This window comes from Burkholderia cepacia (assembly GCF_001718835.1).
GTDB classification, from domain to species: domain Bacteria; phylum Pseudomonadota; class Gammaproteobacteria; order Burkholderiales; family Burkholderiaceae; genus Burkholderia; species Burkholderia cepacia_F.
In genome coordinates this window covers 496,485-510,814 of the sequence record NZ_CP013442.1, presented here as the reverse complement: position 1 = coordinate 510,814, position 14,330 = coordinate 496,485, and the positions used below count along the sequence as shown (strand labels likewise).

General features: G+C 66.4%; 13 protein-coding genes. 12 read left to right on the top strand and 1 reads right to left on the bottom strand.

Annotated elements, in window-relative coordinates; all coding sequences use genetic code 11:
• Positions 1-70: 70 nt before the first annotated feature.
• A complete protein-coding gene (locus WT26_RS01985; RefSeq protein WP_069272063.1) occupies positions 71-1,093 on the bottom strand; it encodes an AraC family transcriptional regulator in 1,023 nt (340 codons plus the stop codon).
• 156 nt (positions 1,094-1,249) lie between these two features.
• Here WT26_RS01985 and WT26_RS01980 point away from each other — a divergent pair, with 156 nt between their 5' ends.
• The 12 genes from WT26_RS01980 (at position 1,250) to WT26_RS01925 (ending at position 14,264) form a co-directional block, all read left to right on the top strand.
• Entirely contained in the window at positions 1,250-2,914 is a 1,665-nt protein-coding gene (locus WT26_RS01980; RefSeq protein WP_069272062.1) for an acyl-CoA synthetase, read from the top strand.
• A gap of 15 nt (positions 2,915-2,929) precedes the next feature.
• Positions 2,930-3,697, top strand: a complete 768-nt coding sequence (locus tag WT26_RS01975) for an SDR family NAD(P)-dependent oxidoreductase (protein ID WP_069272061.1) — start codon at positions 2,930-2,932, stop codon at positions 3,695-3,697.
• A gap of 19 nt (positions 3,698-3,716) precedes the next feature.
• Positions 3,717-4,910 carry an acetyl-CoA C-acetyltransferase gene (locus tag WT26_RS01970; protein WP_069272060.1) on the top strand — a complete coding sequence of 398 codons (1,194 nt, stop codon included), beginning with the start codon at positions 3,717-3,719 and terminating at the stop codon, positions 4,908-4,910.
• 365 nt (positions 4,911-5,275) lie between these two features.
• Positions 5,276-5,602, top strand: coding sequence for an H-NS family nucleoid-associated regulatory protein (locus WT26_RS01965; RefSeq protein ID WP_010096224.1), 327 nt, complete (start codon positions 5,276-5,278; stop codon positions 5,600-5,602).
• A gap of 477 nt (positions 5,603-6,079) precedes the next feature.
• Positions 6,080-6,406, top strand: coding sequence for a hypothetical protein (locus tag WT26_RS01960; RefSeq protein WP_059535453.1), 327 nt, complete (start codon positions 6,080-6,082; stop codon positions 6,404-6,406).
• Between the two features lie 291 nt (positions 6,407-6,697).
• The gene (locus tag WT26_RS01955; protein WP_060088246.1) at positions 6,698-7,270 is read left to right on the top strand and encodes a GNAT family N-acetyltransferase; all 573 of its coding nucleotides are present in this window, start codon (positions 6,698-6,700) and stop codon (positions 7,268-7,270) included.
• 622 nt (positions 7,271-7,892) lie between these two features.
• Positions 7,893-8,594, top strand: coding sequence for an energy transducer TonB (locus WT26_RS01950; RefSeq protein WP_069272174.1), 702 nt, complete (start codon positions 7,893-7,895; stop codon positions 8,592-8,594).
• A 75-nt stretch (positions 8,595-8,669) separates the two neighbouring features.
• Entirely contained in the window at positions 8,670-9,587 is a 918-nt protein-coding gene (locus WT26_RS01945; protein ID WP_069272059.1) for a MotA/TolQ/ExbB proton channel family protein, read from the top strand.
• Between the two features lie 17 nt (positions 9,588-9,604).
• A complete protein-coding gene (locus WT26_RS01940; RefSeq protein ID WP_069272058.1) occupies positions 9,605-10,027 on the top strand; it encodes an ExbD/TolR family protein in 423 nt (140 codons plus the stop codon).
• A gap of 9 nt (positions 10,028-10,036) precedes the next feature.
• Positions 10,037-10,465, top strand: a complete 429-nt coding sequence (locus WT26_RS01935; protein WP_069272057.1) for an ExbD/TolR family protein — start codon at positions 10,037-10,039, stop codon at positions 10,463-10,465.
• 253 nt (positions 10,466-10,718) lie between these two features.
• Positions 10,719-11,294 carry a helix-turn-helix domain-containing protein gene (locus WT26_RS01930; protein ID WP_069272056.1) on the top strand — a complete coding sequence of 192 codons (576 nt, stop codon included), beginning with the start codon at positions 10,719-10,721 and terminating at the stop codon, positions 11,292-11,294.
• 219 nt (positions 11,295-11,513) lie between these two features.
• On the top strand, positions 11,514-14,264 hold the full coding sequence (locus WT26_RS01925) for a TonB-dependent receptor domain-containing protein (protein ID WP_069272055.1): 2,751 nt from the start codon (positions 11,514-11,516) through the stop codon (positions 14,262-14,264).
• Positions 14,265-14,330 lie beyond the last annotated feature (66 nt).

Below are 14,330 nucleotides of genomic sequence, written 5' to 3'. Positions count from 1 at the left end.
GTCGTGATGGATTGGCGCGCGACGCGTAAGCAAGCGCTTTCGGCTTCGGCTGGCACGCGCGCAAGGTACCTCAATCGTCTGCAATCCGCTCGCGCGGCGAACCGGACGAGCGACGCAAGCCCGCATGATCCGACCGAAACCCGCCGGGCGACTGCCCGGTCCATTTTCGGAACGCGCGATGAAACGCGCTCGGCTCGGTGAAGCCGAGCTCGACCGCGATGTCGGCCACGCTGCGCGTGCCGTCTCGCAACAGCGACTGGGCGAGCGCGCCGCGCAACTCGTCCTTGATTGCCGCGAAGCTTTGCCCTTCGCTGCGCAGACGCCGCCGCAGCGTTGCCGGCGGCATGTCGAGCCGCGCGGCCAGCGCGTCGAAGTTCGGCCAATCCGCCGCCGGAATGGTCTTCAGGTGCGCGCGGATCTTCGCGACCCAGCCCGTATCGTGCCGGTAGCGCACGAGCAGGTTGCCGGGCGCGCCGCGCAGGAAGGTCTTCAGCGCCTGCTCGGAGCGGATCGTGGGCAGGCGCAGATAGGCCGCGTCGAACGTGAGCCGGCAATCGGGCCGGTCGAAATGCACGGGCACGCCGAAGAACTGGTGATAGTCGCCGCGCTGGTCGGGGCTCGGGCACGCGAAGTCGATGCGTTGCAGCGGGATGCGCCGGCCGATCAGCCAGCATGCGACGCCCAGGAGGATCAGCCAGAACGTACGGTAAGCGAACGCGGGGCGCGGCCCGCCTGCGTCGGCGAGCACGATGCGCGCCTCGCCGCCGGCCACCTGCAGCCGGCCGTGCGGCTCGTCCAGCACCACGCGCAGGAACTGCAGCGCGCGCCGCAGCGCCTTGTCGAGCGTGCCGGCGTGCAGCACCGCGTGGCACAGCAGCGTGAAACTGCCGCGCCGCATCGGGCGCGCGGCGAGCCCGAAGAATTCGTCGTCGAGCGTGGCGGCAATCGCGAGCCACAGCCGGCCGTACTGCTGGATCGTGACCGGGCTGTCCACCTCGGCCGGCAGCCCGGCCGCGCGCAGCAGCGGCTGCACGTCGACACCTTGCTGGCGCAGGCACGCGAGCGCGTCGTCGACGAAGCCCGGCGCGATCATGTGCCGTTCCACCACGGACCCTCCGAATATGGCATTTCCGATCAGGATCGTAGACTCGATTTGTCATTGTTTGCAATGTCGGCGATGACTACCATCGGGAACGAATCTGCCGCGCCGGCCGATCTGCCGGCCGCGAGTCAACGGGAGGAGACACCCATGCCAGATCAGATCGCCGACGCCATCCCCGCTTACGCCGACGCGGCGGCCCGCTTCAGCCTCGATGCCGCCGCGGCGCGCCTCGACGGCGACCTGGAGCGCGGCCTGAACGCGTGCGTGGAATGCTGCGACCGGCACGCGTCCGCGGACGCGATCGCGCTCGACTGGATCGACGTCGGCGGGCAGCACCGCCGCTACACGTTTGCGCAGATGAAGGCGCTGTCGGCACGCGTCGCCCATCTCCTCGTCGCGCACGGCGTCGGGCCCGGCGACGTGGTGGCGGGCCTGTTGCCGCGCACGCCCGAACTCGTCGCGACGATCCTTGGCACGTGGCGCGCGGGCGCCGTCTACCAGCCGCTGTTCACCGCGTTCGGCCCGAAGGCGATCGAGCATCGGCTGCGCATGAGCGACGCGCGCCTGGTCGTGACCAATGTCGCGAATCGCGCGAAGCTCGACGAGATCGCCGCTTGCCCGCCGGTGGCGACCGTGCGCCGGCCGGACGAGCCGCTACGCGGTGGCGACATCGATTTCCTTGCGGCGCTCGATGCGCAGTCCGACGCATTCGAACCGGTGCTGCGCAAGGGGTCGGACCTGTTCATGATGATGTCGACGTCGGGCACGACGGGTTTGCCGAAGGGCGTGCCGGTGCCGCTGCGCGCGCTGCTCGCGTTCAGCGCGTACATGCGCGAAGCGGTCGACCTGCGGGCGGGCGACCGGTTCTGGAACATCGCCGATCCGGGCTGGGCGTACGGGCTCTATTACGCGATCACGGGCCCGCTGGTGCTTGGCCACGCGACGACGCTGGTCGAAAGCGGCTTCTCCGTCGACGCGACCTATGACGTGATCGAACGGCTCGGGATCACGAGCCTCGCCGGCTCGCCGACTGCGTTCCGGATGCTGATGGCGGCCGGCGCCGGGCCGGCCGCGCGCATCCGGGGCCGCCTGCGCGTGGTGAGCAGCGCGGGCGAGCCGCTGAATCCGGAAGTCGTGCGCTGGTTCGACGCGGCGCTCGGCGCGCCGATCTACGATCACTACGGCCAGACTGAACTCGGGATGGTCGTGAACAACCACCACGGCCTCGCGCACCCGGTGCGTCCCGGCTCGGCCGGCTTCGCGATGCCCGGCTACCGCGTCGCGGTGCTCGACGAAGCGAGCCGCGAACTCGGCCCCGGCGAGCCCGGCAACCTCGCGATCGACATCGCCCGCTCGCCGCTGCTGTGGTTCCACGGCTACTGGCAGCAGGACACGCCGGCGATCGCGGGCGGCTATTACCGGACCGGCGACAACGTCGAGCTGGAGCCGGACGGCACCGTGAGCTTCATCGGCCGCGCGGACGACGTGATCACGTCGTCCGGCTACCGGATCGGCCCGTTCGACGTGGAAAGCGCGCTGATCGAGCATCCGGCCGTGAGCGAGGCCGCCGTCATCGGCGTGCCCGACGCGGAGCGCACGGAGATCGTCAAGGCGTTCGTCGTACTGTCGGACGGCCACGCGGGCTCGCCGGCGCTGGCCGAGGAGCTGAGCCAGCACGTGAAGCGGCGGCTGTCCGCTCACGCCTATCCCCGCGCGATCGACTTCGTCGACGCGTTGCCCAAAACCCCGAGCGGCAAGATCCAGCGCTTCGTGTTGCGCAAGATGGCGGCCGAACAAAACGCGACGAACTGAACGGAGGAACAACCAATGAACATCGATAACCGCGTTTTTCTGATCACGGGCGCCGGGTCGGGCCTCGGCGCCGCGGTGGCGCGCATGGTCGTCGAGCACGGCGGCCGGGCGATGCTGGTCGACGTCAACGGCGACGCCGCGGCGGGCGTCGCGCGCGAACTCGACGCGGCGGCGCGCAGCCACGCGGCCGACGTGACGAGCGAAGCCGACGGCCAGGCGGCCGTCGCCGCCGCGCGTGACGCGTTCGGCCGCATCGACGCGCTCGTCAACTGCGCGGGCGTCGCGCCGGGCGAGAAGGTCGTCGGGCGCGACGGGCCGCACCGGCTCGCGAGCTTCGCGCGCGCGGTGTCGATCAATCTGGTCGGCACGTTCAACATGATCCGGCTGGCCGCCGAAGCGATGTCGAAGCAGGACGCCAATGCGGAAGGCGAGCGCGGCGTGATCGTCAACACCGCATCGGTCGCGGCGTTCGACGGGCAGATCGGGCAGGCCGCGTATGCGGCATCGAAGAGCGGTGTCGTGGGCATGACGCTGCCGATCGCGCGCGAGCTCGCGCGGTTCGGCATTCGCGTGGTGACGGTCGCGCCGGGCATCTTCGCGACGCCGATGATGGCCGGCATGCCACAGGACGTGCAGGACGCGCTCGGCAAGAGCGTGCCGTTCCCGCCGCGGCTCGGCCGCCCGGAAGAATTTGCGGCGCTGGTGCGCCACATCGCCGAAAACACGATGCTGAACGGCGAAGTCATCCGTCTCGATGGCGCGTTGCGCATGGCACCGCGCTGACTATCAAGGAGCATTAACCATGACGACACAACACGATCCGATTGTCATCGTCGGTGCGGCCCGCACCCCGATGGGCGGTTTCCAGGGCGACCTGGCCGCCGCGACGGCGAGCGACCTCGGCGCGGTGGCGATTCGCGCGGCGCTCGAGCGCGCCGGCGTGCCGGCCGGCCAGGTGGACGAGATCGTGTTCGGCTGCGTGCTGCCGGCGGGCCAGGGCCAGGCACCGGCGCGGCAGGCCGCGCTGAAGGCCGGTCTGCCGCTCGGGGCAGGCGCGACCACGGTCAACAAGATGTGCGGCTCGGGGATGAAGGCCGCGATGTTCGCGCACGACCTGCTGCTGGCGGGCTCGGCGGGTGTTGCCGTCGCGGGCGGGATGGAGAGCATGACGAACGCGCCGTACCTGCTGCCGAAGGCGCGCGCGGGGATGCGGATGGGCCACGGGCAGGTGCTCGACCACATGTTCCTCGACGGGCTCGAGGATGCGTACGAGAAGGGCCGCCTGATGGGCACGTTCGCGGAGGATTGCGCGCAGGCGTACCAGTTCACGCGCGACGCACAGGATGCGTTCGCGATCGCGTCGCTGACGCGCGCGCAGCAGGCGATCGAAAGCGGCCGGTTCGCGGCCGAAGTCGCGCCGGTGCAGGTGCGCGCGGGCAAGACCGATACGATGGTGAGCATCGACGAACAGCCGGGCAAGGCGAAACTCGACAAGATCCCGACGCTGAAGCCGGCCTTCCGCGACGGCGGCACGGTGACGGCCGCCAATGCGTCGTCGATCTCGGACGGCGCGGCCGCGCTCGTGATGATGCGCCGCTCGGAAGCGCAGAAGCGCGGCCTGACGCCGAAGGCCGTGATCGTCGGGCATTCGACCTACGCGGACAAGCCGGGCCTGTTCGCCACCGCGCCGATCGGCGCACTGCGCAAGCTGTCGGAGAAAACCGGCTGGAACCTGCGCGACGTCGACCTGTTCGAGATCAACGAAGCGTTCGCGGTGGTACCGATGGCCGCGATGCGCGATCTCGACCTGCCGCACGAGAAGGTCAACGTGCATGGCGGCGCGTGTGCGCTCGGCCATCCGATCGGTGCGTCGGGTGCGCGCGTGATGGTGACGCTGCTGGCCGCGCTCGAGACGTACGGGATGAAGCGCGGCGTCGCGTCGCTGTGCATCGGCGGCGGCGAGGCGACGGCGGTCGCGATCGAGCGCCTGTCCTGATTCGGCGACGCGGATCCGGCGTCCGGATTCGTGGCGACGTCGAGCGAAGGGCAGGGCCGGGGCGGGCTGCAAGGGCCCGCCCCGGTTCGCTTACGGTCCCGTTTGTCCGTCGATTGCCGCGAACGTCGATCGAAAGCGGCGATGCCCGCGCGGACTGCTACAATCGCGACTTGTTTCATTCAGTGTGCTTGACGTTACGGACTCTGAACGGCTCGCGAGCGGCATGATCGACTTGCGCAGAAGGCCGGGCGGTCAAAACCCCGACACCGCCTCATTCGGCAACGGTCAGGCAGACTGTGAACGAGTGAAGGGAATCCGCGTGCCCCGGTCGATGCCGGGCACCGCATCGACGAAGAAAACGCCACGTGACATCCAGCAAAATTCAGACGCTGCAGCAGCAGCTCGGCCACCTCAACCTGCTCGTCGAAGAAGCCCGGGCGAAAGAGAAGGCGGAAGCATTGGCCAGGATCCGGGAACAGGTCAAGGAATACGGCATCACGGAGGTGGAACTCCTCCGTGCGGCCGGCTTCGTGAAGGACCGGCCGAAGAAGCATCCCGCCAAGTACTACGATCCGTCGTCGGGTAATTCCTGGACGGGGCGCGGCGCCCGCCCGAAATGGCTGGCCGGCAAGAATCCGGACGACTATCTGATCCGACCCGAGGCCAAGCCATGGTGGCCGGGCGAGGATTGATGGAATCCGGTCGGGCGTTGCCGATACGGCCCGCCTGATCCCGGCCGCTCGGCCGGCGCGGTCGCTTCCCATTGCCGTTTCCCGCCGTCGTTTGCGAATGTGACGGAAGCGAGTCAGCGAAATGACGTGCTTGCGTCCCTGAATCGAACGGCGATGCGTACGCCGCGTTGCGCCGCGCGACGACCGGGCCGGGGCCGTTCGAGCCCGCGCTCGGGGTCCGATCCGTTCATTCGTTCGACCGCGAGCCTGCCGCTCGAGCGGCGGCGCGCGGCTGCTCCACGCGTGCGCCGACGAATGGGTCGTCGCCGATGACCTACACTAGAAGCCCGCTCCTCGTGGGCCGGTGGCCGTTCCGGCACAACCAACCTGCATTGCTTCGACCCCCGGCTCGCCGCCTGTAGATAGCGGTGGAACGGAGATACGGCGTGATCGGCTGCCCGGATTCGCCGGGCGCCGACATTCATGTAGGAGGTCATCATGTTGCAAGCCAGCGAGATGCAACAGCGCTTCAGCCACCTGCAGCAGACAATCAGCGAGGCATCACGGACCTGCCACTCGGACAAGACAGCGCCCAGGGACTTGCTGAACTGGGTGGACGAACTGGACAAGGAATGCAAGTCGGCGAAGAAGATCGCGGCGTCCGGCGACAACGATCGTATCCGCCAATGGGTCGACGATCTCGAACGGATCGGTGATCGCGCCGAGCGCGCCTGCATGCAGGCCGGCGGTATCGATGCCAGCATCATGAACGCGGTGAGCTCGATGCATTCGGAGCTCTCGGATCTGAAGCAGCAATTGCACTGAGCGATTCGCCCGGTATCGCATGTCGCCGAGCGGGTAAACCGCGAGGGGGTTTACCTGTGTCGAGCGCGGGATTTTCGAGGAGTACGATCAGTCGTCCAGTTTGTTTTTGAGGTTTCTCAGAGCGAAGCTCGCCCGCGTACCGCGGGCATTTTTTTGTCCGCGATCCGGGCCGTCGCAAGGATCTGCAACGTTTTCTCCTGTTCGTCCGATCGGTCGCGCGGGCGCTCATGCCGACGAAGGCAGACTGCGCTATCTTTCCGCCTTCGACTTCCGTTCCTGCCCAATCCGCCGATGAAATTCGCGCCCCTGATCTTGCCGAACCCGCTCGTCACCGACCGCCTGCTGCTCCGTCCGGCCAATCGGGCATACGCGCCGGATTTGCTCGCGTACTACGTCGAAAACCGGGCGCATCTGATGCCGTGGGAACCGTCGCGGCCCGATTCGTTTTACACCCGGCATGCGATCGAGATGCGGCTGCAGTCGATGGAGGAAAACATCGCCGCCGGCCGCGCCGTGCACCTTCTGATATTCGATAAGGATGACGATCGATTGATCGGCGATTGCAATTTCACGCAGATCGTTCCGGAGCCGTTTCGCGCGTGCTATCTCGGGTTTTCGATCGCACGCGATCGCGAAGGGCGGGGATTGATGCACGAATGCCTCGAGACCGCGATTCGCTACGTGTTCGACGAGCTCGCGCTGCATCGCGTGATGGCCAATCATCGTCCCGAAAACCGGCGCAGCGCGCGGCTTCTCGAACGGCTCGGATTCGAGCGGGAAGGCTATGCGCGCGCGTATCTGCGCATCAACGGCGCGTGGGCCGATCACGTTCTGACCGCGCTGATCAATCCGGCGCCGGTTTGACGGCATGCGTCGGCGGCGCGTTGCCGCGGTGATCGCCCATTCATTTCGGACGCTTAAAGATCGCATGGCGAAATGACATGAAGGCCATTTCGGCTTCGCGAGAGGCGGTTTCAAGTGGTCATGTCCGGATAAAAGTTTGATGTGATCAAACTTCTATCGATTATTCAGAATCCTGGATATAAAAGATGTTTGATTCAATCAAACGTCCGGTATTTTTCGTAATTAATCTGTTAAGTTTGATGTGATCAAACTTTGAGTGTTTCATCAAAAAAAGTTTGACGCTCATTTTTTTTCCTTGATATCTTCCTCAATCACGAAGCGACGGTTTGTTTATGAATATTCAATCAGCTCGGGGTTATTTCTCGGGGCGGCCCGCTTGATTGCGGCTTGGCCGCACGCTGCCGGCCGCCGTTCGAGTGGACGAATATTCGCTACATTTCCCTGAATCGAATTGGGCTCGACGTAAGAGCCGCTTTGTCCGTGCGCGAGCGGCGGACGGCGTGAACTGCATATTCATAAATAAGCAATTCAGGATTAAGGGAAATTGAATTCAAGCGCGTCGTAATCCGGGCCGTTGTCCGAAAAGACCGGCGAATTTCGCGTTGGGGGATTGAAGGTGGGTATCAAAGTCGACGAAGGCGTGCTCGCGTCCAACAGCGGGCTGGCTCAGCTCGGGCGGCCGCGGCAATTCGGCGGGAAGCCGCAAAACCCGGTGCGCCGGTTCGGCGGCATCGCGATCGTGCTGCTGCTGCACGTCGTACTGGTCTATGCGCTCCTCAACGGCCTGGCGACGAAAGTCGTGCAGGTGATCCAGCACCCGATCGAAACCCGCATCATCGAGCCGGTCAAGCCGCCGCCGCCACCGCCGATGCCCGTGGTCAAACTCCCGCCGCCGAAGTTCGCGCCGCCGCCGCCGCCGTTCGTCCCGCCGCCGGAAGTGCCGGTGCAGGCGCCGCCGCAGGCGACGATCACTCACCAGTCGGCCCCGGTCCCCTCCGCGCCGGCCGTGCAGGCGCCGGTCGTGGCGCCGCCCGCGCCCGTCGCGAAGCCGGTGAGCCACGAGGTCGGCGTCGTCTGCCCGAATTCCGATCAGATGCGCGCATCGATCCAGTATCCGAAGGAAGCGCAGGAAAACAACATCACGGGTGACGTAACGATCGAATTCGTCGTGGATGCGGAAGGGAACATCACGAACGAACGCGTGGCGCAATCGGCGGATCCGGTCCTCGATCGCGCTGCCTACAACACCGTGAAACGATTCAAGTGCGTTGCGCAGGGCCAGTCGGTGCGGGTCCAGGTGCCGTTCTCGTTCAATCTGAACTGAGCAGGGACGAGCGGCGCCGGAACGGCACGAGATGGCATGTCAATTAGTAAGTTTAACGAAAGAATCGGAGCAGGTATGGAAAAGCGTTCACTGGCCGCGCTGGCGGCCTGCATGTTGATTTCCGCGGCCGCGGTCGATGCGGTCGTGGCGCCACAGGCGGCGTTCGCGCAGGCGAGCGGGCCGGCCGCCGCGCTGGCATCGGCCGCGACTGCGGCCGCGACGACGTCCGCGCCGCAGGCCGCCGCGGACGCGCCTTTGCCGCCGCCCGCGCCGGCTGCGACGGAAGCGGTCGAGAACCCGTACGGGCTCGGCGCGCTATGGAAGAACGGCGATTTCGTCGCCCGTTTCGTGCTGATCCTGCTCGTGGTCATGTCGATGGGGAGCTGGTACATCATGATCACGAAGTTCCTCGAACAGTTGCGCGCCAACCGCCGCGCGAAACTGGCGGACGCACAGCTCTGGTCGGCCCCGACGCTGTCGGACGGCGCGAAGCTCCTCGACGAGGCGTCGCCGTTCCGGTTCATCGCCGAAACGGCGATCGAGGCCGGCGAGCATCATGAAGACGCGTTGCTGGAAGCGGTTGACCGCAACACGTGGATCGACGTGTCGGTCGAGCGCTCGATCACGAACGTGTCGAACCGGATGCAGGACGGGCTCGCGTTCCTGGCCACGGTGGGCTCCACCGCGCCGTTCGTCGGGCTGTTCGGCACGGTGTGGGGCATCTATCACGCGCTGACGGCGATCGGCATCGCGGGCCAGGCGTCGATCGACAAGGTCGCGGGCCCGGTGGGCGAGGCGCTGATCATGACCGCGATCGGCCTCGCGGTCGCCGTGCCCGCGGTGCTCGGCTACAACTTCCTGGTCCGCCGCAACAAGTCGGTGATGGAGCGCGTGCGCAACTTCGGCGCGCAGCTGCACACGGTGCTGCTCGCGGGCAGCAAGCGTCCGGTGCGGGCCGCCGCGGGCGCGCGGGCCGCGTCGCTCGTCCACTGACGCGGGCGGGGTGCGCGATGGCCATGAACGTCGGGCAGGACGATAGCGACGAGGTGATCGCCAACATCAACACGACGCCGCTCGTCGACGTGATGCTGGTGCTGCTGATCATCTTCCTGATCACGATCCCGGTCGTGACGCACACGATCCAGCTTCAGTTGCCGAAGGAGACGGTGCAGCCGCTGCAGACGACGCCGAAAAGCATCGAGATCGCGGTGAATCGCGACGGCGACTTCTTCTGGGGCGAAACGCACGTGGACGGCCCGACGCTGCTCGCGAAGCTGAAGGGCATCTCGCAGATGTCGCCGCAACCGGACGTGCACGTGCGCGGCGACCAGAACACGCGTTACGAGTTCATCGGCCGCGTGATCACCGCGTGCGAGCGCTCGGGCATCGCCAAGGTTTCATTCATCACCGAGCCGCCGGCGCGCGGCGGGTAGGAGTCGACGATGGGCATGAACGTATCTTCGGGTAGCGGCGGCGAGCCGGACGTGATGGTCGACATCAACACCACGCCGCTGATCGACGTGATGCTGGTGTTGCTGATCATGCTGATCATCACGATCCCGATCCAGATGCACTCGGTGAAGATGAACCTGCCGGTGGGCAATCCGCCGCCGCCGGCGAAGCCGCCGGAGGCCGTGCAGATCGACATCGGCGCCGACGGCGCGACGAACTGGAACGGCGCGCGGGTGCCGGATCGCGCGGCGCTCGAGCAGAAGCTCGCGCAAGTGGCCGCGCAGCCCGTGCAGGCCGAGATCCGTCTGCGGCCGGACCGGCTCGCGCCGTACAAGGCCGTGGCCGGCGTGCTGGCCAGTGCGCAGCGCGTCGGCGCAACCAGGATCGGCCTGATCGGCAACGAGCAGTACATGCCGTGAAGCGGGCGGGTGTGCCGGTGATCCGGAAACGGCAGCGGTAACGGCGGGAATCGGGAAAAAGGCGAGATATCCACATTGGTTTGCAGTGCAAATTTACGCGAGGCGATGTGAATAGCGGGAAAACCGTAACATCGAATCCAGGTCGCGTGACCACGGCTCCTGCCGGTACGCAGCCGCGCTGCAGGCGTGCTGCGATCGTGCGGGCCGGGCGCGCATTCATCAAACAGTTTCGACTACGGGTTCGTGTCTCACTATGGCTTCGCCTTCCGATGAATCGATGCTTGTCGCCACCTCGATGGGAAACCGGATTCGCATGCTGCGGCGGCAGCTCAAGCTGACGCTGGACGTGACCGCCGCGGCGGCCGGCATTTCGAAGCCGTTCCTGTCACAGATCGAACGCGGACGCGCGATGCCGTCGATCACGTCGCTGGTCCGGATCGCAAAGGCGCTGGGCGTGACGATCGACCACTTCGTCGGCGCGCCGGGCGACGCGCCGCCGGCGTGCCGGTGCGAAGCGCTGCCGCAGCCCGGCGCCGAAGCGATCGCGCACGCGTTGGCTCAGGTCTCCCATCTGGCGAACGGGACGAAGCTGGATGCGACGCTGTTCCGGATACCGGCCGGCCAGGCGGCGCGGGAAGCCGCGTCGTACGCGGGGGAGGAATTCCTCTACGTGATGAACGGCGAGATCGAGTTGACGCTGGACGGCCGCACCATCGTGCTGAAGGCGGGCGAGACCGCGCATTACGAATCGACGATGCCGCATGCGTGGCGCAACACGGCCGACGAAGAGGCGGTGATCGTCTGGGTCGGTGCACCAAGACAGGGCTGATCGACAAGAATGGCATCGCGTGTCCGGCCGGACGATCACATAAGGATGACTGAATGATTCAGATCATCCGATGAGAAGCACGGAAGGACGGGTTCGAAGCAGCGCAAGTGGCAGGTCGGCAATGACGGGGACCGGTATGCAGACGCCCGGCATCGGGCGGGGATGGACGAGATCCCGCTGCAAAACCGGTGGATTCTTATTGATGAGCGAGTGGGGAAGATGAAGCAGAGAGTTTTGGCGTTGGCCATCAAGAGGATAGTCTGGGCGGAACTGGCGCTGACGGCCACGCTGGCGGCGCCGGCGTTCGCGCAGAGCCAGCCGTCGCCCGGAGGGGCGACGGTCGCGGAGGCGGTTGCGAGCGACGCGCCCGCGTCCACCGGCGCGCAGGCCGCGACGCAGGGCAAGAACAAGGTCGCGCAGATCAAGCGCTTCGAGGTGACGGGGTCGCTGATCCGCAGTGCGGACAAGGTCGGCTTCAACCAGGTCCAGACGATCACGGCGAAGGACATCGAGCAGAGCGGCTACACGACCGTGTCGGATTTCCTGCGCGGCGTATCGGCCAACTCGTCGAGCAGCTGGGGCGAGGGCTCGGGCGCGCAGGGCAGCTTCGCGCCCGGCGGCGCGGGCATCGCGCTGCGCGGGCTGAGCGAAAAATACACGCTGGTGCTCATCGATGGCCAGCGCGTCGCACCGTATGCGTACGCGGCCAACGGCACCGATCAGTTCTTCGACCTGAACACGCTGCCGCTCAACATCATCGACCGGATCGAGATCGTCAAGACGGGCGCCGTGTCGCAGTACGGTTCCGACGCGATCGCCGGGGTCGTGAACATCATCACGAAGAAGAACTATCGGGGCCTGGAGCTGACCGGCAGCTACGGCGGCGCGACGAACGGCGGCGGCGGCGCGGGCACGACCCGGTTCGGCATGCTGGGCGGCTTCGGCGACCTGAACGCCGACCGCTTCAACGTGACGGCGGCGCTCAGCTACTACAAGTCGAACGGGATTCTGGCGTCCGACCGGAACATGACGGAGAACCAGAATTTCTCGAACTATCCCGGCGGCCTGAACAACGAATCGCTGTCGTACTGGCGGCGCAACGGCACCAACATTCCGCTCGGCCCATGCCCGAACGGCGGCCGGCAGCTTCCGTCCGGTTCGACTGCGCAGGCGTTCGGCTCGAGCGGCACCGTGTGCGGCAACAACACCGCCTACGCGTCGTCGATCTCGCCGTGGACCGAACGACTGAGCGCGAAGCTGCACGGCGAGTTCAGGATCGACGACGCGATGCAGGCGTTCGCCGATCTGTGGGAAAGCAACAACACGACGGTCGCGAACCGGGGCGTCGGCCGCCTGGGCTCCAGCACGCAGACGTTCGACCCGGCGACGGGCGGCGTCAAGCTGGTATCGAACGTCGTGCCGGCCGGTCATCCCTACAATCCGTTCGGCGTGCCGACGCAGTTGCGCTATGCGTTCGGGCAAACGCAGTCGGTGCGCACCAGCGCGAACTTCTGGCGCGCGGCGACGGGCGTGAAAGGCACGTTCGAGACGCCGAAGGCCGGCGACTGGGACTGGTCGGTCGCGTACTCGCACTCGCAGAGCGTGGTGTCGAACAACTTCTCGAACCGGATCCGCGCGTCCGTGCTGGAGAACCTCATCCAAAACGGCGGATTCGACTTCGCGAACCCGTCCGCCACGCCCAACGGCCTGAACGGCCTGTACGGCAACGCGGAAACGCAGGCGATCACGAAGCTCGACACGATCGACGCGACGCTGTCGACGCCGAACCTGTTCAGGCTGCCGACGGGCAACGTGGGCCTCGGGCTCGGCGCGCAGTTCCGGCACGAGTCCCAGTACATCGGCACCGGCCTCGGCTGGGCGGACGGCACGTTCATTGCGCCGGCGATGCAATCGGTGAACGGCCAGCGCAACGTCGCGGCCGTCTATTACCAGATCGACGTGCCGATCCTGAAGAACCTGACCTTCAGCCAGTCGGGCCGCTACGATCACTACAGCGACTTCGGCGGCGCGTTTTCGCCGCGCTTCGCGCTGCGCTTTCAGCCGGTGCGCGAGTTCACGACGTATGCGTCGTACACGCGCGGCTTCCGTGCGCCGACGCTGATCGAGAACACGTCGTCGCGGACGTTCGGCTCGCAGGGCGTGGTGGATGCGCGAGATCCGAACAACCCGGGCGCGTACAACCTGACCGAGGAGATCCAGGCGGGCAACCAGAACCTGCAGCCCGAGCGCACGAAGAACACTAACGTCGGCTTCCAGTTCTCGCCGACGCGTACGACCGATATCGGCTTCGACTGGTACAAGATCCACATCGACAACGTGATCGGCACGGACGACGTGCAGGCGGTGGTCGACGCGAACGACCCGTCGCGCGTGGTCCGCAACCCGAACGGCTCGATCGCATACGTGCTGCTGCCGTACAAGAACCTGTCGCATCTCGACACGGACGGCTTCGAGACGACGTTCCGCCAGTCGGTGAAGACGGCGGTCGGCACGTTCACGCTGTCGGGCGACTGGGCGTACATGTGGCACTTCAAGATGCCGGTTGGCGGCGTGGAAAGGGATTACTCCGGCAACAACGGCGCGCTTCACCAGCCGTTCGGCGGCAGCTTCCCGCGCTGGAAAGGCAACACGGACCTGAACTGGAACTACCGGAAGTGGAACACGACGCTGACGTGGATCTACGTGGGCCCGTACAGCCAGGCGATCCTGCCGGCGGGGAACTATCCGGGCCAGCAGGACAGCGTCGCGTCGTACAGCCAGTTCAACCTGATGATCGGCTATACGGGATTCAAGCACTGGACGCTGTACGCGGGGATCGACAACCTCTTCAATCGAAAGCCGCCGTTCGATCCGGTGTACATGAACGCGGCCTACCAGAGCGGGTACGACACGTCGGTGTATTCGTACATCGGCCGGTTCGCGCAGGTCGGCGCGACGTACCGGTTCTGACCGCGTGAGGCCGGCGCGCTTGCGCGCCGGCATTTCGAATCGACCTCGCATCGGCCGCGCGCCGAT